At 68.5% G+C, this 19,532-nt stretch carries 23 protein-coding genes; 11 read left to right on the top strand and 12 right to left on the bottom strand.

Annotation, left to right across the window (positions count from 1 at the left end; genetic code table 11):
* The first annotated feature begins 200 nt into the window (after positions 1–200).
* On the top strand, positions 201–602 hold the full coding sequence (gene rplS / locus ACFE8Y_RS00795; RefSeq protein ID WP_375462475.1) for a 50S ribosomal protein L19: 402 nt from the start codon (positions 201–203) through the stop codon (positions 600–602).
* A 234-nt stretch (positions 603–836) separates the two neighbouring features.
* Positions 837–1,394, top strand: a complete 558-nt coding sequence (locus tag ACFE8Y_RS00800) for a recombinase family protein (protein ID WP_375462476.1) — start codon at positions 837–839, stop codon at positions 1,392–1,394.
* A gap of 240 nt (positions 1,395–1,634) precedes the next feature.
* Here the strand turns inward: ACFE8Y_RS00800 and ACFE8Y_RS00805 are convergent, their stop codons facing one another.
* From ACFE8Y_RS00805 to ACFE8Y_RS00825, 5 genes are all read right to left on the bottom strand, one after another.
* Positions 1,635–2,081 (bottom strand): TIR domain-containing protein, encoded by a 447-nt coding sequence (locus tag ACFE8Y_RS00805; protein ID WP_375462477.1) that lies wholly within the window; start codon positions 2,079–2,081, stop codon positions 1,635–1,637.
* 1 nt (position 2,082) lies between these two features.
* Entirely contained in the window at positions 2,083–3,552 is a 1,470-nt protein-coding gene (locus tag ACFE8Y_RS00810; RefSeq protein ID WP_375462478.1) for an SIR2 family protein, read from the bottom strand.
* Positions 3,553–3,795: 243 nt separating this feature from the next.
* On the bottom strand, positions 3,796–4,986 hold the full coding sequence (locus tag ACFE8Y_RS00815; RefSeq protein ID WP_375462479.1) for a lytic murein transglycosylase: 1,191 nt from the start codon (positions 4,984–4,986) through the stop codon (positions 3,796–3,798).
* Positions 4,987–5,090: 104 nt separating this feature from the next.
* Positions 5,091–5,693, bottom strand: coding sequence for a 3-isopropylmalate dehydratase small subunit (gene leuD / locus ACFE8Y_RS00820; RefSeq protein ID WP_375462480.1), 603 nt, complete (start codon positions 5,691–5,693; stop codon positions 5,091–5,093).
* Between the two features lie 72 nt (positions 5,694–5,765).
* Entirely contained in the window at positions 5,766–6,485 is a 720-nt protein-coding gene (locus tag ACFE8Y_RS00825; protein ID WP_375462481.1) for a HisA/HisF-related TIM barrel protein, read from the bottom strand.
* A gap of 3 nt (positions 6,486–6,488) precedes the next feature.
* Here ACFE8Y_RS00825 and ACFE8Y_RS00830 point away from each other — a divergent pair, with 3 nt between their 5' ends.
* Positions 6,489–7,565: a hydantoinase/oxoprolinase family protein gene (locus tag ACFE8Y_RS00830; RefSeq protein ID WP_375462482.1), complete on the top strand. Its 1,077-nt coding sequence runs from the start codon at positions 6,489–6,491 to the stop codon at positions 7,563–7,565.
* Complete coding sequence (locus ACFE8Y_RS00835; protein WP_375462483.1) at positions 7,562–7,762, top strand: hypothetical protein; 201 nt, start codon at positions 7,562–7,564, stop codon at positions 7,760–7,762. The genes ACFE8Y_RS00830 and ACFE8Y_RS00835 overlap by 4 nt, the downstream gene beginning before the upstream one ends.
* Positions 7,763–7,852: 90 nt before the next feature.
* Here the strand turns inward: ACFE8Y_RS00835 and ACFE8Y_RS00840 are convergent, their stop codons facing one another.
* From ACFE8Y_RS00840 to ACFE8Y_RS00870, 7 genes are read right to left on the bottom strand one after another with little or no spacing between them, the layout of a single operon-like run.
* Complete coding sequence (locus tag ACFE8Y_RS00840; protein ID WP_375462549.1) at positions 7,853–8,770, bottom strand: beta-propeller fold lactonase family protein; 918 nt, start codon at positions 8,768–8,770, stop codon at positions 7,853–7,855.
* 53 nt (positions 8,771–8,823) lie between these two features.
* Positions 8,824–9,363 (bottom strand): SRPBCC family protein, encoded by a 540-nt coding sequence (locus ACFE8Y_RS00845; RefSeq protein WP_375462484.1) that lies wholly within the window; start codon positions 9,361–9,363, stop codon positions 8,824–8,826.
* A gap of 46 nt (positions 9,364–9,409) precedes the next feature.
* Entirely contained in the window at positions 9,410–9,988 is a 579-nt protein-coding gene (locus ACFE8Y_RS00850) for a DUF447 domain-containing protein (protein WP_375462485.1), read from the bottom strand.
* Positions 9,989–9,992: 4 nt separating this feature from the next.
* On the bottom strand, positions 9,993–11,576 hold the full coding sequence (locus ACFE8Y_RS00855) for a DUF6513 domain-containing protein (protein WP_375462486.1): 1,584 nt from the start codon (positions 11,574–11,576) through the stop codon (positions 9,993–9,995).
* Positions 11,573–12,298: a uridylate kinase gene (locus ACFE8Y_RS00860; RefSeq protein WP_375462487.1), complete on the bottom strand. Its 726-nt coding sequence runs from the start codon at positions 12,296–12,298 to the stop codon at positions 11,573–11,575. Before ACFE8Y_RS00860 ends, ACFE8Y_RS00855 begins: the two co-directional genes overlap by 4 nt.
* Positions 12,295–13,014 carry a (5-formylfuran-3-yl)methyl phosphate synthase gene (locus ACFE8Y_RS00865; RefSeq protein WP_375462488.1) on the bottom strand — a complete coding sequence of 240 codons (720 nt, stop codon included), beginning with the start codon at positions 13,012–13,014 and terminating at the stop codon, positions 12,295–12,297. The genes ACFE8Y_RS00860 and ACFE8Y_RS00865 overlap by 4 nt, the downstream gene beginning before the upstream one ends.
* Positions 13,015–13,050: 36 nt before the next feature.
* On the bottom strand, positions 13,051–13,575 hold the full coding sequence (locus tag ACFE8Y_RS00870; protein WP_375462489.1) for a DUF3280 domain-containing protein: 525 nt from the start codon (positions 13,573–13,575) through the stop codon (positions 13,051–13,053).
* A gap of 212 nt (positions 13,576–13,787) precedes the next feature.
* Here ACFE8Y_RS00870 and ACFE8Y_RS00875 point away from each other — a divergent pair, with 212 nt between their 5' ends.
* The 7 genes from ACFE8Y_RS00875 (at position 13,788) to ACFE8Y_RS00905 (ending at position 19,327) form a co-directional block, all read left to right on the top strand.
* Positions 13,788–15,017 carry an ABC transporter substrate-binding protein gene (locus ACFE8Y_RS00875; RefSeq protein WP_375462490.1) on the top strand — a complete coding sequence of 410 codons (1,230 nt, stop codon included), beginning with the start codon at positions 13,788–13,790 and terminating at the stop codon, positions 15,015–15,017.
* A gap of 125 nt (positions 15,018–15,142) precedes the next feature.
* Positions 15,143–16,126, top strand: coding sequence for a YVTN family beta-propeller repeat protein (locus ACFE8Y_RS00880; RefSeq protein ID WP_375462491.1), 984 nt, complete (start codon positions 15,143–15,145; stop codon positions 16,124–16,126).
* 85 nt (positions 16,127–16,211) lie between these two features.
* Positions 16,212–16,607, top strand: coding sequence for a hypothetical protein (locus tag ACFE8Y_RS00885; protein WP_375462550.1), 396 nt, complete (start codon positions 16,212–16,214; stop codon positions 16,605–16,607).
* 176 nt (positions 16,608–16,783) lie between these two features.
* A complete protein-coding gene (locus ACFE8Y_RS00890; RefSeq protein WP_375462492.1) occupies positions 16,784–17,020 on the top strand; it encodes a hypothetical protein in 237 nt (78 codons plus the stop codon).
* A complete protein-coding gene (locus tag ACFE8Y_RS00895; protein WP_375462493.1) occupies positions 17,017–17,763 on the top strand; it encodes an ABC transporter ATP-binding protein in 747 nt (248 codons plus the stop codon). The genes ACFE8Y_RS00890 and ACFE8Y_RS00895 overlap by 4 nt, the downstream gene beginning before the upstream one ends.
* Positions 17,764–17,816: 53 nt before the next feature.
* Entirely contained in the window at positions 17,817–18,707 is an 891-nt protein-coding gene (locus tag ACFE8Y_RS00900; RefSeq protein ID WP_375462494.1) for an ABC transporter permease, read from the top strand.
* Positions 18,704–19,327, top strand: a complete 624-nt coding sequence (locus tag ACFE8Y_RS00905) for a hypothetical protein (protein ID WP_375462495.1) — start codon at positions 18,704–18,706, stop codon at positions 19,325–19,327. The genes ACFE8Y_RS00900 and ACFE8Y_RS00905 overlap by 4 nt, the downstream gene beginning before the upstream one ends.
* Positions 19,328–19,532: the final 205 nt, after the last annotated feature.

Here is a 19,532-nt window from a genome sequence, read left to right on the forward strand (position 1 = left end):
ACGGCGCGCGCGCGCCGACCTCCCATGTGGACCGGCGGGCGGGTTTTCTCAACCGCGCGCCCATGCGCGCCCCATGCGCACGCCACGTCGACAAGCCGCACCGCGTGGTGTATCGCGGCGCCAACTCACAACAGGATGCCGAAATCCTGACGCCCGCCGCCCGTCCGGGGCAGCGCGGCGCGACGGCCGGAGCTATTGCCATGAACATCATCGAGCAGCTCGAGCGGGAAGAGATCGCCCGCCTCGGAAAGACCATCCCCGACTTCCAGCCCGGCGACACGGTGATCGTGAACGTCAAGGTCAAGGAGGGCGAACGCACCCGCGTGCAGGCCTACGAGGGCGTGTGCATCGGCCGCTCCGGCGGGGGCCTCAACGAGAGCTTCACCGTCCGCAAGATCTCCTACGGCGAGGGCGTCGAGCGCGTCTTCCCGGTCCACGGGCCCCTGATCGACTCGATCAAGGTGGTGCGCCGCGGCAAGGTCCGCCGGGCCAAGCTCTACTACCTGCGCGACCGCCGGGGTAAGTCCGCCCGCATCGCGGAGCGCACCGACAAGAACAAGGCCGCCAAGGGCGCGAAGGTCCCCGTCACCGCCGCCGAATGACGGTTCGCGCTTCCGTGTGAACGGGAGGGCGCATCTCGCGGAAAGAAGCCCGTCGCGACCGGATCGCGGCGGGCTTTTCGCATTCGACGTGCAGTGCATTCGGAGAATTTCGCCGGTGCGAAAATCAGGACTTTTGCACGGGTGGCAAAGCGTTGATTTTGAATCCCTTTTGCTGTGCAAAAGACCCGTGCGAAAAAGGATTCCTCCCGTCCCGGTTTCGGCTAGGCTCCGTGGATGATTTACGGATACGCCCGCGTCTCGACCAACGCCCAAGACCTCGCCAGCCAGCTCGACCAGCTCACCGCCGCCGGGGCGGTGAAGGTGTTTCAGGAGAAGGCCAGCGGGGCGAAGCGCGACCGCGCTGCCCTCGCCCGCGCCATCAAGCAGCTTGGGGCGGGCGACGTTCTCACCGTTACCCGGCTCGACCGGCTGGCGCGCTCGACTGTTGACCTCCTCAACACCCTGGAGGCGATCACCAAGAAGGGGGCGGGCTTTAAGTCGCTGGCCGACACATGGGCCGACACCACCACCCCGCACGGCAGGCTGCTGGTGACGATGCTGGGCGGCATGGCCGAGTTCGAGCGGTCACTGATCCACGCCCGCACCAGCGAAGGCCGCCGCCGTGCGAAGCTGGCAGGCGTGCGGCTGGGCCGTGCGCCCTCGCTCGATCATTTCCAGCGGCGCGAAGCCCTCGCGCGCGAGGAAGCAGGCGAACCAAACAGGGCGATTGCGCGGAGCTATGGCGTGCATGCCAGCACGATTTCAAGGCTTAGAGCAGAGGTGCAATCTTGAGCTTTCCAAACCAAGTCTTCGATACCATGCGCTTCAAGGTTTATTTTTTGAAGTGTACTCTCCGACGGAAGACAGAATGATTGTGCCCATGAGCAATGGTCGCCGTTCCAAGAGAAGGAAAGACGACATTCGTAACATTGGCGGGGTGCTTATCCCTGACAGCGCGGAACTTATCGATCCAAGATTGCTAGACAGTCATGGACGCTACTACCCGTTTGAGGTCGGGTAGTAGCGCCAGAGCTACTTTCCTGCTTTCTTGGCAGCCGCTTCAATCCAACTGCCTATGTTTGCGCGACCATCATCGAAGATCCAATTATAGGTGGGATAACCTGACGGTAATGGATTTGAGCCTTGATAAGTGGTCAGCCCTTCTTTGTTTTTTACATTGTGAACATAGATACCCAGCATGCCTTTGCCGAGCAGCACGCTTTGACTGATTTCGTATTTAACATGCTCTCGCTGCGAGGTCTCTGCGCCAATCAAAACGACAGTAACTGACGTGCCTTTCATTTGGCCATCAATCCAATTTTGAATTGAAGCCTTATCGAGTTTCTTCACCTTCTCCCATTCGGCGGCATCCCAGAATCCAGCATCAACGCGATCTTGCGTAACCCAGCTATTGCGAACCTGACCGGCGCGCCAATTGTCTAATTGGTGGTGAAAACTAAAAAAGGTATGACGGGCCACGCTACTCTCCTGATGCTAAGTTTTGGATGAGATCCAGTAAGGGTCTAAGCAAAGTTTCCGGTTTATCAGTGGGTTCGCCCAGCTTCGACATTAGTTTTTTTACGCTAGAACTCGCTCCAGGATAACATTTATCGAAATCACTCATTACCTCATTCCATAGGTCGCCCGCCATAGAGTTTGAAGCGCCAACTGGAATGAGATAAAGGCCGCTTTTTTTGGCTAACTCAAATTCACTGCGCATCCCATCGGCAGTAACAATGCTGCCACCAACCGTTTTGTTTCCCATGATGAAAACGGCTATGCCAGCTTGGGCGATTAACTCCACTCGGTAGCGGGTAAAAGTCTCTTGTCTTTCTGTTGTGTCAGTAATTCCAATTGGGAACGGTCGAAGCACAAGCTGTTCGTCCACGCTGCGTTGGCGTGTGGAGTAAATCTGCTGTACGGCTCCCGTTACAACCGCACCGCCGATACCTAACCCAAAGCCACTAGTGATCCGCAAATCCTTATCTATCAGCGCCCTCGATAATTTCGCCACGAAATCCTCAGTCGCAGCCTGACCCCAAGTGCCATAGTCGGCCGCACTTCCTGAAATAAACACTGTTCGGCGACGATATCGATCCTCAAGTGTTTTGAGCAGAACAGTGATTTCTGAAAATTCGTCTACAAAAATGGTTTTAATGTTAAATCGCATTAGATCTTGCGTAACCAAATCCTGTTTGATCTTCGCGTATTGAAATTCAGCCTCTTTTTCACCTTTATTCCGCGACCTTTTGCGCGCGATGCAGTAATGCTGGCGCTGATGATTTGTAAATGTTGCTCTAATCCTCGACATAATAAAATCGAGGTTCGGATCCGTGAAGCTAAATCCTAGGAACAGGAAGGTTTTTTCTACAAGATCACCTGACAATGCAGTGGTAAAAGGCCCATGTGTTTGATGATACTTTTCGTAATCATCCTTACTCAAAATTGCTTTATCAGGTTGTTCGATATCTCCATGCATCTTGTAAACAACGGCATCACGACCCCGCCTCGTCGTAGCTAGCTGTTCCTTAGTGTATTTTGCATCGACACGTTTGCCGCCAGCCTCAAGCGCCTTTTCAATCAATCGGTCATAGTTCGTCGTCCAGAAAGTTTGGACTGGCAGACGGGCTAAAATCTGATGGTTTTCTGTTGGATCTTTTAGATCTGAAAACTCGTCAATTAAGAGTTGAGTTAAATGATGCCGGTTAGTAGCGTTTGAATTTAGGTGATATTGAGCAAGCGCGACTAAATCTGTTTCTCTATTCGCATCAAGACCTAACCCTTTTGCAACCTCAGATAAAAGACCGGACCAATCAACATAGCCTGCGGATTTTGAGAGTCCTGCGCCTACAAAAACCGCTGCGTTGTTTTCTTTTACTTCCTTCAAATACTTTGAAAGAAAATCTTGAGTGTCGCGGTCAACTTGACTACTAGCCTTTGGCTTCTTCATCGGGCCGTCTCCGCAGCAAACGAGCCGCAACGCCCAAGGCGGCAATTTAGGCTATGATACCATCCTTAGGTAAAAATCACAGCGCGTTCCGCAATCTCTGATCTGTGACATTCCATAAAATCACATACGCGACGTTGCATGAAGTCGGTACGCGTTAAGCCGCTCCCTTCGCGAAAATAGCGTCGGTAGGACGGCCGGAACGACGGGCCGCAGACGCCGCTTCAGCAATCGACCGCCCCCACCTCACCCCCGCCGCAAGGCCTCCAGCACCTTCGCCCCCGGTCGCCCGGTCTGAGGCATGCCGAGTTCGCGCTCGACCGCCTTGATCGCATCGCGGGTCTTGGCGCCGACCTTGCCGTCCGGCTCGCCGACGTCGTAGCCCCGTGCCGTCAGGCGGGTCTGGAGGTCGCGGCGCTCGGCCCGCGACAGCGGCGGGTCGTCGGTCGGCCAGCCGGCCTGGATGCCGGCCCGGCCGCGGAGGCGATCCGACAGCACGGCGATGGCGAGCCCGTAGGATTCGGCCGCGTTGTACGAGTAGATCGCGTCGAAGTTCCTCGTGACGAGGAAGGCCGGTCCGTCGATCCCGGCGGGGAGCATCAGGCCGAGGGGGCCCTCGCCGGAGAGCGGGCGCCCGTCGACCCGGGCAACGCCGAGGGAGGCCCAGTGGGCGACGGGCTTGCGGTTTTTACGGCCAGTGTCGCCCGCGTGAAAACCCTTCGGCAGCTTGACCTCGTAGCCCCAGCCCTGGCCGTTCGACCACTTGGCCACGTGCAGGAAGTTCGCGGTGGAGGCGACCGCATCGGGCACCGAATCGACCACGTCGCGGCGCCCGTCGCCGTCGCCGTCGACGGCCAGGCGCTGGTAGGTGGTCGGCATGAACTGAGTCTGGCCGAAGGCGCCGGCCCAGGAGCCGTTGAGGCGCGAGGCCTCGATGTCGCCGCGCTCGATGATCTTCAAGGTCGCCATCAGCTCCCCGCGGAAGAAGTCGCGGCGGCGGTTGCCCGAGCAGGCCAGCGTGGCGAGCGACTGCACCAGCGGCATCTTGCCGAGGTTCTTGCCGAAGTTCGACTCGACGCCCCAGACCGCGGCAACGGTGTAGCGGTCGACGCCGTAGCGGCCCTCCGCGTTCGCCAGCGCCTGCGCGTGCTCGCGCATCGCCGCCTTGCCGTCGTCGACCCGCTCGTCGTCGACCAGCGCCGCCATGTAGTCCCAGATCGGCGTCTTGAACTCGGGCTGGGCCTGGGAGAGCTCGATCACCTTGTCGTCGAAGCTGATCCCGTCGGTGGCGGCGCGGAAGGTCTGCGCCGAGACGCCGACGGACGCCGCCTGCGCCTGGAGGCCGGAGAGGCAGGCCTGGAAGTCGGCCCGCGCGGCGGTGCCGACGAAGCTCGCGGCGAGGCACGGCAGGATCAGTCTGCGGAGGGATCGCTGCATCGTCGTCGCTCGCGTGGCCGTCGGGGCGCCTGAGCCTGGGGAACTGAGGGTTAACGCGGGCTTAATCGGGGCGGCTGCGCGGCGGTCCGGCGTTCGTGCGCGGCTCAGGCCCAGCCGCGCGCTGCGAGCCGCGCCTCGTAGGCGTCGATGGCGGGCGCCTGGGTCAGGGTGAGGCCGATCTCGTCGAGGCCGTTGAGGAGGTTGTGCTTGCGGCCCGGGTCGATGTCGAAGTGCAGGGTGCCGCCGTCCGGCCCCTTGATCGTCTGGGCGGCGAGGTCGACCGAGAGCGTCGCGTTGGCGCCGCGCTCGGCATCCGCGAACAGCTTCTCCAGGTCGTCGGGCGCCACCACGATCGCCAGGATGCCGTTCTTGGCGCAGTTGTTGAAGAAGATGTCGGCAAAGCTCGTCGAGATCACGCAGCGGATGCCGAAATCGGCGAGCGCCCAGGGGGCGTGCTCGCGCGACGACCCGCAGCCGAAATTGTCGCCCGCGACCAGGATCTTCGCGTGCCGGTAGGCCGGCTTGTTCAGCACGAAGTCCGGGTTCTCCGCGCCGTCGTCCTTGAAGCGCATCTCGGCGAACAGGCCGGCGCCGAGGCCGGTGCGCTTGATCGTCTTGAGGTACTGCTTCGGGATGATCCGGTCGGTGTCGACGTTGATGATCCGCATGGGCGCCGCGACGCCGTCGAGGGTGGTGAACTTGTCCATAATCTTCGCAACTTCGCAGGTCGTCGAGGCGGGTGGGGCCTCCATAGCAGCCGCGCGCGCGCCTTTGAAGGTTCAGGGCCCGTGCCCGGCGCGCAGGTGGCCGTCGTGGATCGCCGAGGCGACCAGCGCGCCCGCAGCCCCCGCGCGGCGGAGGGCTGCGAGGTCGGCCGGGCCGCGCACGCCGCCCGCGGCGTAGATCCGGTGGCCGGGCCCGCGGGCCCGAGCCGCCGCGAGACCTTCGAGGTCCGGCCCCGAGCCGGCCCCGACGCGGGCGAGCGTCATCACGATCACCTCGGGCGGCCAGTGGCGGGCCTCCGCGTGCAGGCTTTCCGGGCCGAGGCGCTCAGGCCCGCGGCTGTCGAGGGAGAGCACGGCGCGCTCGCCCAGGCGGGCGACGAGGTCCGCGTCCGGCTGGCTCTCGCTGCCGATCACCGGCCGGCCGAGCCCGTCGGCGAGGAACGCGTCCACGTCGGCGGCCCGGGTGAACCCGGCATCGACCCAGAGCCGGAGGCCGGGGCAGGCCCGCAGGATCGCCGCGAGCGCGCCGCGGTCGGGGCTGCTGCGATCGATGATCGCATCGAGGTCGGCGACGTAGAGGATCGGCGCCGGGAACGCGGCCAGCAGCCCCCGTGCGACGTCGGCCGGGTCCGAACCCTTTGCCAAGGGCGTCTCGATCGGGGCATAGCTCTGCCGTGCACCGGCGCGCGCCCGCACCACCTGCCCGTGGCGCAGGTCGAGCACCGGGATCACCGCGAACGGATTTCCAGGTCCGTCGTCCGTCACGAAAGACATCCCTTGGCCGCCGCTCATCCGACCCTTCGACACGCGAGGACGATCGGATGGGATCTGGGAGGCGTGCACGTCAAGGCGGCCCTGGTCGAGGACGGAGCGGTCCGCGCCGTCGTCCAGGCGCCGTGCCCGCTCTGGCGCGGGCTGACCGCCCTCGACGAGGCGCTCTCGGGGCTTCCCGACTGGGCGCGGGGGGAGGCCCTGCACGCCGTCACCATGACCGGCGAGCTGACCGACTGCTTTTCCGACCGCACCGACGGCGTCGGGCGGCTCGCCGCCTGGGCCGCCGAGCGCCTGCCCGGCCGGGTGGCGATCTTTGCCGGACGCGCGGGCTTCGTCGCGCCGGCGGAGGCGCGGGCGAACGCCGCCGCCATCGCCTCGGCGAACTGGCACGCGACCGCCACCCTGCTCGGGCGGCACGCGGCCGACGCCTTGCTGATCGACATCGGCTCGACCACCGCCGACCTGATCCCGATCCTCGGCGGCGCACCGGCCGCGCGCGGATACAGCGACGCCGAGCGCCTGGAGACGGGCGAACTGGTCTACACCGGGGTGGTGCGCACGCCGCTCCTGGCGCTCTCCGACCACGCGCCGTTCGCCGGGCGGCGCACCCGGCTGATGGCCGAGACCTTCGCCCACGCCGCCGACGTGTACCGGCTGACCGGAGACCTGCCCGACGGCGCCGACCGGCAGCCGACCGGCGACGGCAAGGGCCGGTCGCTTCCCGAGAGCGAGGCGCGGCTCGCCCGCATGGTCGGCCGCGACCGCGGGGAGGGGACGGCGCAGGCGTGGCGCGCGCTCGCCGGGCACTTCGCCGAGGCGCAGGTGCGCCTGCTGTCGGACGCGGCGGCGACCCTGCTCTCCCGGGCGGACATGCCGGCGGCCGCGCCGCTGATCGCCTGCGGCGCCGGGGCCTTCCTGGGCGTCCGCCTCGCCGAGCGCCTGGGCCGGCCGTGCCGCGCCTTCACCGACGTCCTGGCGCCGCGCCTCGCGGGCGGCCTGGATGAGGCCTCGACCTGCGGCCCGGCGCTCGCCGTCGGGCTCATCGCCGCCGACGCCGGCCCTTCACGGAGAGACCGATGACCGCCCTGAAAATCCTGGCCCGCGCCCTGACCACGCGGGTCGGCCCGCACATCGAGCTGGCGCTGGCCACCGAGGACGGCGAGGTCGTCAAGGTCCTGGCGACGCCGGACCAGATCGACCGGCTGATCGACGAACTGGAGGACATGCTGCACGCGCCCGCCGGCCCGGACGACGGGGCGCCGCCGGAGGCGGCGTGAGGCGCGGTTCTTCCGGCCGACCGGGACGCCCCCGCCCCGCCCGATCGGCGGGCCGCGTCGGAGACACCGAGGGATCTGTCGCGAAGAGATCTATCGCAAAAAGTCCCCGAAGGCCCGCGGGCCGTCGTCGGTCCTGATCGCGCGCGTCACCTTGAGGGCGGCGGCATCGATGACCGAGAGCGTGTTCGAGCCCCAGTTGGCGACGTAGAGCGCGCGGCCGTCGGCCGAGGCCGCGATGCCCTCCGGGTGGTCGCCGACCTCGACGCGCCCCACGGGCTGAAGGGTGGCGAGGTCGAACGCCGTGACGGTGCCGGAATACTGGTCGGTGACGAAGCCGCGCCCGCCCGCGAGCGCGACCACGTAGGGCCGCGTTCCGGTCCTGACCCGGCCGACCTCGCGGGCCTGTGCGAGATCGATCACCGAGACGTCGTCGCCGGTGACGTTGGCGGTGTAGGCGCGCTGCCCCTGCGGATCGATCGTGATGCCGAACGGGTGCTGCCCGACCGCGACGACCCGCGTCTCGCGCCGGGTCGCGGCATCGACGAGCGAGACCGAGTTCGCCTCGCGGTTGGCCACCAGAAGCGTCGCGCCGTCGGGCGTGACCGCGATGCCGGAGGGCGACGCGCCGACCGCGATCTCGCCGTCGAGCCTCAGGCCCGCCTCGCCCGGCACCAGCACGAAGAGCCGGCTGGCGTACCAGTCGGCGACGTAGACCGCCCCGGTCCTCGGGTTGACGGCGATGCCGAGCGGGCCGCCCGGCAGGGCCAGCATCTGCACGACGCTGCGTGAGGGCAGGTCGATCACCGCCACGCCCGGCCCGTCGGGCCGCGTGACGTAGGCGGTCCTGCGATCGGGCGAGAGCGCGACGCCCGCGGGCGAGCCCGCCACCGGGATTTTCCGCAGGATCGTGCCGGCATCGAGGTCGATCACGTCGACGGCGTCGTCCCCTTGCGCGGTGACGACCGCCTCGCCCGCCAGGGCCGGCGGGAACGCCAGCCCGAGGCACAGGGCGAGGACACCGGCGCGCTGCCCACCCCAGAATTTGCGCCGCGCGGGACGGCTCAAGACCCCTTCTCGACCTGGGCCTTCAGGGCGTCCAGGCCGGTGCGGTAGAGGCCGCGCACGGCCTTCTGCGAGGCCTCGTCGTTCAGTTCGGGCGGCGGATCGTTGTTCATGTAGCCGCGGTAGAACGCGCCGCTCCAGGCGACCTTGGACTTGCCGTCGCCGTCCGGCTCGACCTTGAGCGTGGACGAATAATCGTTCACGGGAAGCGTCTTCACGTCGACCTTGGTGATCCGGTACGCGTAGGTCATAGCCTCGGCGGAGTACTTGTAGAGGCTCTCCTCCACCGTAGCGCCGCCCTTGAGGGTGATGAGCCGGGTGGCCTTGTCGGGCGTGTTGCCCTCCTTGCCCTCGGTCTTCTCCACCGGCGGCAGCCAGCTCATGTCCTGGAAGTTACCGATCACCGCCCAGACCTTGTCCGGGCTCGCGTTGATCTGCACGGTCTCCTCGACCTTCCGGCGGGTCGGGCCGTGGGCCTGGGCGGTCGTGGCCAGGATTGCGGCGAGCGCCGCGGCGGTCGTGAGGGCGGATAGTCTCATGGACGTCTCTCTCCTGTATGGCCGCGTTCCGCACGCGGCGTCTGCTTCAAGCGAGGCTGCGCGCGTCGCGGTTCAAGGCCGCGGCGACCTTGTCCTCGATCCATCCCCAGGCCTCCCGCTCGCGCGAGCCGGCCGTCTTGGAGATCGCGATGGCGAGGTAGCGCATCTCCGCCAGAACCTTGTCCGCGGGCAGCATGTGCAGGCGCGTCGACAGGATCGCCGCCTCCAGCACCGCGGCCTGCGCCCGGTTGTAGCCGATGAACGGCGCGTGGGCAGCGGCGTGGACCGTGCGTCCGCGGTATCGCGGGCGGGTCTCGTCGGCCTCGACCGCCTCCACCGCGAACTCGGCGTGGCCGAAGCTGTCGGCGAGCCGCCGGCCCGGGATCTTGTCGCAGGCCACCACCGGCCAGTCGCGCCGCCCCGTGACGGCGCCCGCGATCACCCGCACGTCGCGGGGGCTCGACGCGCAGAAGAACGGGTTCGCGTCGAGGTTGAGGATGGTCGGCGAGGGCCGGAACGGCGCCAGGATGGTGTCCTCGCCCTCGCGGATCAGCCCGAACGGCACGAGGTGCAGGGCGCCCTCGGGCGAGAGCGTCGTGACGATGGTCTCGAGGATCAAGGGCACCCGCTCACGCCTCCCCGGCCGGCACGAGCTTGCCGCACGCGATCCTCTGCGGCGCGTCCCGCGGCGTCTCGGCGACCGCCGCCGCGCGCCCGGCCTCGTCCGGCGCGACGGTGCGGGGCGCCGACGCGTCGGCCTCGGTCGGGACCCGCGCGTCGCGGGTGGCCGCCGGGGCGTCCGGGCCGGAATGCTTGGTGTGGCCGGCCTGCTTGAAGGCGGTGGTGTCCGCGACCTCGGCCTCCGCCGCGCAGGCCCAGTCCAGCGGCTCGTCCTGGACGTAGCGCTTGCCCAGCCGCCACGCGGTCTCGGCCTTCGCCAGCTCGCCGCCGAGGTAGAAGGCGTGCGCGCCGTCGCTCGCGACATCCAGGTCGGGGAAGAAGGCCATCGCGTCGGTGCCGACCCGGTGAACGTCGCGGTTGTACACGTGGATGCCGTCCTCGGCGATCGCGATCCGGTAGTTCGGGTCCCGCACCGCGGCGGCCAGCCCTGCGATCTCGTCGGGCGTCTGCACGAAGGGACGCTTGTCGTGAAGGGCCAGAAGTGCCCGGCCGTAGCCCTTGGGCAGGGCGGCGTCCTGCTTGGCGGCGTACATCACCCGGCGGGCGGCGTCGTGCTCCTCCACCGTGCGGCGGGTGTGGTTGGAGACCTGCACGATCAGCACGTTGCCGATCGCGAGTTCCGAGCACATGCCGGCGAGCAGGGCGGTGATGCCGAGGCTGTCGGCCTCGGTGAGTTCGGTGAGGTTGCCGGTGCCCATCATCATCGCGATGTCGGGCCAGCGGGCCCGCGTCTCGCGGTAGCGGGCAATCGAGTCGACGAAGCCGAAGTGGATCGGCTCAAGGATCGGGTCGGCGATGAACGGCCGGCCGGCCGTGCGCATCCGCGCGATCGCGCGATCCAGCGACGGCAGGTCGTCCGGCCGCACCGGCACGAGGATCGGCACCGCCTCTGTCTCGAAGGCGAGGTCCAGCGTCTCCTCGTTGAGGCTGAGCAGGAAGTCGGCCCCGGCCGCCGCGCCGCGGCGCAACTCGTCGACGGAGAACGAATCGACGCTGACCCGAAGGCCTTCCGCCTTCAGGCCGCGCACGCAGTCTTCGAGGTGCGGGAACGCCGTGTCCGGCAGGCCGCCGAGGTCGATGACGTCGGCGCCGCGCCGGGCGAGGTCGAGGCCCTTGGCCACCACCTCGGCAGCCGTCATCTTGGAGGCGTCGACGATCTCCGAGAAGATGCGCAGGTCGTGCCGGGACAGGTCGACCGTGCGGCCGGCGAGGCCGAGATGGGCCGGCAGGTCGACGATCTCGTCCGGCCCGCGCTCGACCGGCAGGCCGAAATGGCGGCTCAGCGCCGCGGGGCTCGCCCGGCAGCGGCCCGGCAGGACGATACGGGTCGCGCCCTCCGGCATGGTCACGCGGCGGCGGATGATCTCCTCGGTCATCAGCGCGGCGACCTTCACGCCGGCATCCGCGATGCTCCAGGCGAAGCGCTCGGCCGGCAGGGTGCCCGCGACCTTCTCCAACCGGGCGCGGGCGAGCTTGCCGGTGACGAACACGATGTGCTCGGCCGGGCGCGTCTCGGCGTCCGACGCGCTCACGCGGCGATCCGGTCGGGCAGGGTCGCGATGCCGGCCGGTCCCCAGAGTTCGATGCAGCCTGCAAAGCGCGCGGCGAAGGCCGGGAACGCGGCGTCGACAAGGCCGAGACGGGCGAGGTCCGCCGGGCTCCGGCCGGACGGCGCGTCGGCGGACTTCACCAGCACGCAGCGCGCGGCGCCGATCCCGCGCGCGAGCCAGAGCGCGAGGCTGTCGGAGGTGACATCCCAGGTCTCGGCGATGTCGGGATGGCCGGCCTTCAGCAGGGCAGGGTCCCAGACGACGGTTTCGTGTTGCGCGAGGCTGCGGGCTTTTCCCTCTCCCCTGTGCGGGAGAGGGGGGCCCGCGAAGCGGGTCGGGTGAGGGGAGCGCGTCGTCCGGAAAGGTCGCTCCCCTCTCCCGACCCTCGCTGACGCGAGGGCCACCCTCCCCCGCAGAGGGGAGAGCGCGGCGGGTACGACTGAACGCAGAGATAGCCGCGGCTCGATCGCGTGAAAGACCTTCGCCATCCGGCCCATCGCATCGAGCGCCAGCCGATGCGCGACGGAATCGTCGAAGCCGTCGCGTCGTTGCGCCTCACGCACCGCATCGGCGAAGGCGCCCCCGCCGGGCACGATCACGCAGCGGCCGTGAACGCCGTCGGCGAGCGCGGCGAGGAGGCCCGAGAGCCGGGCCGGGTCGGCACGCAGGCTGCCGCCGACCTTGACGACGGCGAGCGGCCTCACGCGGCGTCTCGGGCGGCGAGACCGCGCAAGGTCCGCACGGCGTCCGCGACGCGGGCCGGATCGAGGGCGCTCCGCCGATCGCCCCGCAGGCAGAGCCCGCCGCGGAAGCCGAGATAGTCCGGCCGGTGGCGGGCCAGAGCGGCGGCGTCGGCGGTACGGAGCGACCCGGCGAGGCCCGAGATCAGCCCGCGCGCCCGGCAGGCGGCGGTGAAGGTTTCGAGCCGGTGGGAGTTGAGAAGGTCGGGCAGGCGCCAGCCGTCCTTGCCGGCGGTGTCGATCATCGCCCCGCGAAACCCCGCCGCGGCCAGCGCGGCGACGGAGTCCGGCCTCGGGTCGTCCTCGGCAAACAGCACGGCGATCAGGCGCCCGGGCGCGGCGTCCGCCGCGCGGCGCAAGGCCGCCACCTTGTTCAGGACCGCGGGGCGGACTGCGACCTTGACCCAGTCCACGCCGCTCTCCGCCATCGCGCGGACGTGGGCCGCCATCGCGGCGTCCCCGTCCGGCTCGCCCGCCACGGCGCTCGTTGCGGCGCGGCCGGCAACGGCTGCGCGGATCGCACGAACGGCGGCGAGCGGCAAGTCGCCAAGCGCACCGCGATCCGGGTCCTTGGCGTCGATCAGGTCGGCGCCGGCGCGGATGGCGGTCTCCGCCTCGGCGGCGTCGCGGACGCTGACGAGGAGGCGGGGGGGGCTTCCGGGTTGCGGCGACTCGGACACGATGGACTCGACAGCGTTCGAAACAGTGGAAAAAAATCAGGACTTGCCGGGCAGGGGCTCGGCCAGCAGGCGGTTCTTGACGATCCAGCGCATGGCGTGCGTCCAGGTGTCGTCGGTGTCGGCCCGGATCACCACCTGCCCGCCGCGCACGACCTTGCCGGTGGCCGCGTCCGCGATGACGACGTTGAGGTTGAAGATCTGGCCCGATCCCTTCTCCACATAACCGGTCACGGCCAGATCCGCACCTAGCGCCTTGGCGATGGGCGCGGCGCAGCCGTCGCACCTGTAGAGCGGCCCCTGCTTGTCCACCTCCTTCGCCTGGGGCGCGGTGTCGACGGGTTCGAGGCCGGCCTTGTCCTTGAGCGCGCTGCGCAATTCATCGGTCACGAGGGCGAGCTTGCGGGCCTCGTCCGGACGGGCCTTACGGCCACCGACGACGCCCGGGTCGAACAGCTCGACGGGGAAGATCGCCGCCTTCTCGGGTCCGGCGAGCACCGCGCCGGGATGGCAGAGGGCGAGGAAGGCAATCGAACCCGCGAGGCGCGCGCGGCGGAGGGGCATGGCGGGGCTCCGGGTCGGGGCGGGACGCGCGAACCTCGCGGGTCGCGTCTCCTTATAGCTCCTTATAGGTCGTGCGGCCGGGCGGTTTGGCAATCCCAGCAGCCGGGCCCAGCAGCCGGGCACGGCACCGGGCGGGCCACGGAACGCCGGCACGGCGCTTCGCGGGACCGGGCGTTGAGTCGGGGGTCCGAATGCTGTTACGTGCCGCCCCGATGCACGATCCTGCACGATACCTCCGCGCCGCCGCGATCCTCGCGCTCGCCGCATCGGCGGCCCCGGGCGACGGTGCCCGGGCCCAGGAGCCCGCGGCCGCGCCGAGCCCGCCCGCGGAAGCGGCCGCGACCCATGTCGGCCTGATCTACCGGCCGCAGCCGGCGCCGTCCTCCTACGACGCCGAAGCCCCTCCCGAGGACGAGGGGGTGGCCGGGGCACGGATGGGGATCGCCGACAACAACACCACCGGCCGCTTCACCAAGCAGACCTTCGCCCTGGACGAGATCGCCCTCGTCGAGGGCGGCCCGAGCGCGGTCGACGCGGCCAAGGCGCTGATGGGCAAGGGCATCCGCTTCCTCGTCCTGGCGCTCCCGGCCGACGAGGTGCTGGCCGTGTCGGAGGCTGCCGGACCCGGCACGGTCGTGCTCAACGCGCAGGCCCCGGACGATCGCCTGCGCGGGCCCGATTGCCGCGCGAACATGTTCCACGTGGCGCCGTCGCGCGCGATGCTCACCGACGCGCTGGCGCAGTACCTGACCGTCATGCGCTGGCGGAAGTTGTTCCTGATCGTCGGGCCGACCGACGCGGACAAGCTCTACGCCGACGCGATGCGCAACTCGGCGAGAAAATTCGCCCTGAAGCTCACCGCGGAGAAGCCCTGGACCTTCGGGCCGCTGGCCAAGGCGCGGGGCGACACGCCGACCCGGGCCGAGGCGATGGTGTTCACCCGCGGCCTCGACTACGACGTGGCGGTCGTGGCCGACGAGGAGGCCGATTGGGGCGATTACGTCCCCTATCGCACCGTCGATCCGCGGCCCGTCGCGGGCACGCAGGGTCTCGTGGCGACCACGTGGTCGCCGGTGCTGGAGACGTGGGGCGCCGCGCAGGCGCAGAACCGCTTCCGGCGCCTCTCCGGCCGCCTGATGCGGCCGCTCGACTATCAGGTCTGGGCCGCATTCCGCGTCGTCGGCAACGCCGCCACGACCACGAAGAGCACCGATCCCGCGGTGATGATCCCTGCGCTGACCGAGCCGACTTTCGGGCTGCCGGCCTACAAGGGCGTCTCGCTGAGCTTCCGTCCCTGGGACCACCAGTTGCGCCAGCCGCTGATCGTGGTGCAGCCCAGGGCCCTGGTCTCGGTGGCACCGGAGCAGGGCTTCCTGCACCAGCGCACGCCGCTCGACACCCTCGGCACCGACCTTCCCGAGACGACGTGCAAGTTCAAGTGAGCGGCGACGCGTGCGGATCACGAAGCGCCCGGCGCCGATGGGCCGCCCTCGCATCGGGCGGAAAACGCCCTACACTCCCCTCTACGGGAATCCGGCGCCGATAGAGCGCCACGGGAGGACGTGACATGGACCGCTGCGTGAGAGCAGGGCTGGGGCTGGCGGCGTTCGCCGCGGCACTCGGCCCGTCGGCGTCGGCCGAAGCCTACACGGTCTACGTCTCCAACGAGAAGGGCAACTCGGTCAGCGTCATCGACTCGGCGACCATGGCCGTCACCGCGACCTGGAAGGTCGGCCGGCGCCCGCGCGGCATCGTCGTCAGCCGGGACGGCAAGGAGGTGTTCGTCTGCGCCAGCGACGACGACCGCATCGACGTCCTCGACACCGTCAGCGGCAAGGTGGTGCGCTCGCTGCGCTCCGGGCCGGACCCCGAGCAGTTCACCTTGGATGCCACCGGCAACCCGCTCTACGTCGCCAACGAGGACGACAGCCAAGTCACGATCATCGACATCGAGAAGAACAAGGTGCTGGCCGAGGTGCCCGTGGGCGTCGAGCCGGAGGGCATGGGCCTGTCGCCGGACGGCAAGGTCCTGGTGAACACCTCCGAGACCACCAACATGGCCCACTTCATCGACACCAAGACCTTCCAGGTCATCGACAACGTGCTGGTCGATGCCCGCCCGCGATTCGCCGAGTTCACGGCGGACGGCAAGTTCCTGTGGGTCTCGTCCGAGGTCGGCGGCACGGTGAGCGTGATCGACGTGGCCCAGCGCCGGGTCGTCAAGCGGATCACCTTCAAGATCCCGAGCGTGAACGACGAGGCGATCCAGCCCGTCGGCATCCGCATCACGAAGGACGGCACCAAGGCCTTCGTGGCGCTGGGCCCGGCCAACCGCGTCGCCGTGATCGATGCCAGGAGCTACGACGTGCAGAAGTACCTGCCGGTGGGGCAGCGCGTCTGGCAGCTCGCCTTCACCCCGGACCAGGCGATGCTGTTTTCCACCAACGGCACCTCGAACGACGTCTCGGTGATCGACGTCGCGGCGGAGAAGGTGGTCAAGAGCATCCCCGTGGGCCTGCTGCCCTGGGGCGTGGCGATCTCGCCGCAGTGATCGGAACCGCCCGAAGCGGCGGCGCGAGGGGAGGGGAACGGTGGTGACGAGGCGGATCTCGACGATCGCGGGGCTCGGTCTCGCGATGCTGCTGGTGGCCGGTCCCGCGGCCGGCCTCGACCTCACGAAGAAGCGCGAAAACCTGCCGGATCTCGTCCTCGGCGACGCGGAGGGCAACGACTTCGTCGTCGAGAACCGGGACATCGAATTGGAATCGGGGCGGGCCTACCGGCTGCGCATCGTCGCCAAGGGCCGCCAGGAGTACAAGTTCTACGCGCCCGAGTTCTTCCGCTACGTCTGGTGGAACCAGATCGTCATCAACCATCTCGAGATCCACGGCGGCGGTCCGCCCGACCACTTGGAGTTCGACGATCCGGGCGAGATCGCGATCGAGTTCGTGGCGATCAAGCCGGGCACCTACACCTGGGCCGCCCGCGGCCTGGAGCCGAAGGGCATGGCCGGCACGATCACGGTGAAATGATGCGTGTTCGCGACATCCACGATCTCCTGAACGCGCCTTTCCCTCCCCCCTCTGCGGGGGAGGGTGGGCCTCGCGTCAGCGAGGGTCGGGAGAGGGGAGCGCCCTGTCCTGATAACGCGCTCCCCTCTCCCGACTTAGCTCGCGGGCCACCCTCCCCCGCAGAGGGGGGAGGGAAGGTGCGGTGCCTCGGTCTAGCATTTCTCCTCCTGACGACGCCTGCGCTCGCGGACGACAAGGCCGCCTGCGCCGAGGGCATCGCGATGATCCGGGACGCCGTCGCCAAAAATCCACCCGAGGCGGTGCTGCCCAAGCTCAAAAAGGCCCTGCGCGTGGCCGAGCGCGAGCAGGGCGAGGGCGAGTTCAACGAGTGCCTCGACGCGGTCGGCGATGCCCGGCGGGTGCTTCCCCGATGAGCGAGGCCGCACCGGCGCTGGAGGTCGCCCACGTCAGCCACAGCTTCGGCGCCCGCGTCGCGCTCAGCGACGTGTCGATCACCGTCGGGCGCGGGCGCTTCGTGGCGCTCCTCGGGCCGAACGGGGCCGGCAAGACGACCCTGTTCTCGCTGATCACCCGCCTCTACAACAACCGCCACGGCCGGGTCGCGATCTTCGGCCACCCGCTCGACCGGGAGCCGTCGCGCGCGCTCGCCCGCCTCGGCGTGGTGTTCCAGGCGCGGACCCTGGACACCGACCTCACCGTCGCGCAGAACCTCCTGTACCACGCGGCCCTGCACGGCATCCCGCGGGCCGCCGCCAAGGCGCGCATCGCCGTGCTGCTCGACCGGGTCGGGCTCGCCGACCGGTGCGCCGACAAGGTGCGGACGCTCTCGGGCGGCCAGTCGCGCCGGATCGAGATCGCGCGCGCGCTGGTCCACCACCCGAGCCTCTTGCTGCTCGACGAGCCGACCGTCGGCCTCGACCTCGAATCGCGGGCCGACATCGTCGCCATCATCCGCGCCCTGGTGCGGGAGGAGGGATTGTCGGTGCTGTGGGCCACGCACATCTTCGAGGAAATCGCGGCCGACGACGACGCCGTTGTGCTCCACCGGGGCCGTATCGTGGCACGGGGCAGGGCCGGGGGCATCGGCGAGGCGGACGAGACGCTGGCCGACGCGTTCCGGCGCTTGGTCGCCGAGCCCGTGAGGGCGGCGGCGTGATGCCGAAATCGATTGGAAGCGCCCGCGTCTCAAGCGTCAAAGGGCAGACCCTCATGAGTACGCCCTCGACCATCGCGGCGCAGGCCACAGCCCCCACGGAGAAAGCTCCCGCTCACCTCGGGCGGCTCGACGCGATCGGCTACCTGATCTGTCTCGGCGGCATCGTCCGCCGCGAGCTGCTGCGGTTCTTCAACCAGAAGGAACGGTTCTTCTCGGCCCTGGTGCGGCCGCTCGTCTGGCTGTTCATCTTCGCGGCGGGGTTCCGCAACACGCTCGGCGTCTCGATCGAGCCGCCCTACCAGACCTACGTGCTCTACGAGGTCTACGTGGTGCCGGGGCTGGCCGTGATGATTCAGCTCTTCAACGGCATGCAGTCCTCGCTCTCGATGGTCTACGACCGCGAGGTCGGCTCGATGAAGGTGCTGCTGACGAGCCCGTACCCGCGCTGGCTGCTGCTGCTCGCCAAGCTGATCGCGGGTGTCTCGGTCTCCGTGGTGCAGGCCTACGCGTTCCTCGCGGTGGCGTGGTTCTGGGAGACCGACATCCCGGGCATCGGCTACCTCGCGGCGCTGCCGGCCTTCCTCGCCTCGGGGCTGATGCTCGGCGCGATCGGCCTGTTCCTGTCCTCCCTGGTGCGGCAACTGGAGAATTTCGCCAGCGTGATGAACTTCGTGATCTTCCCGATGTTCTTCGCCTCGTCGGCCCTCTACCCGCTCTGGCGCATCCGCGAATCCTCCGAGACGCTCTACTGGATCTGCGAGGCGAACCCCTTCAGCCACGCGGTCCAGCTCGTGCGCTTCGCCCTCTACGGGCAGTTCGAGCCGGTGGCCTGCGCCGTCGTCGTCGGCGTGACGCTGGCCTTCTTCACCCTCGCCGTCGTCGCCTACGATCCAGGCCGCGGCATCATGGCCCGGCGCGGAGGCCCGGCCGGAGACCCCGCATGACCAAGCTTCTCCTCACCGCCCTCGCGATGGCGGCCGTCCTCGCCGGGCCGGCTCGCGCGCAGCCGCGGAGCGATCCCGACTGGCCCTGCGTTCAGCGCAAGGTCGCCTCCCTGAGTCCCGGCCAGTTCTGGACCGGGCCCGACATCGCCGCCGCCGGCGCCTGGGGCGACGACAACGACGCGGCGGTGGTGGCCCAGAAGATCGCCTCGCGCCGCACCGAGCTCACCGAGGTCGATCCGCTCCTCGACGCCTACGTCGCCACGCTGCCGTCCGCGGACAAGGGCCAGCGGCTGACCCGCGTCTACGCCGGCGTGTTCGAGGTCCTCAACGGCGAGCGCAACAAGGTGATGAACGGGATCACCCGCTACGCGCAGGGGCAGCGCCGCATGGCCGAGCGCATCCGTGAGGAGGCCGACACCATCAGCCAGACCAAGGACGGGCCGAGCGCGGCCGACGCCCGCGAGGTCTCGAAGGAGCAGTCCGACATCGAGACCAAGTTCGCCTGGGACCGGCGCATCTTCCAGGAGCGCAGCCAGTCGCTGACCTACGTCTGCGAGGTGCCGCAACTGCTGGAGCAGCGGCTCGGCGAGATCGCGCGGAAGATCCAGGCGCGGCTCTGAGGGCGGGGCGCCGACCCGTCCGGCGATCGGGTTGCGACGGGTTGATCGCTGCGCGGGGTCTCGGCAATCGCCAGCCCGTCGAATTGCCGAAAGCTCCCGATCCGGATTGCCTAATCTGCCCTAAGCTGTTGAATTCGTAAGACAAATCTGTTGCCGAGACGTCACGTGCAGCCGGTTTCCGTCCGTGCTCCGCAGGCGGATGCCT

The organism is uncultured Methylobacterium sp. (assembly GCF_964242245.1).
Lineage (GTDB): Bacteria > Pseudomonadota > Alphaproteobacteria > Rhizobiales > Beijerinckiaceae > Methylobacterium.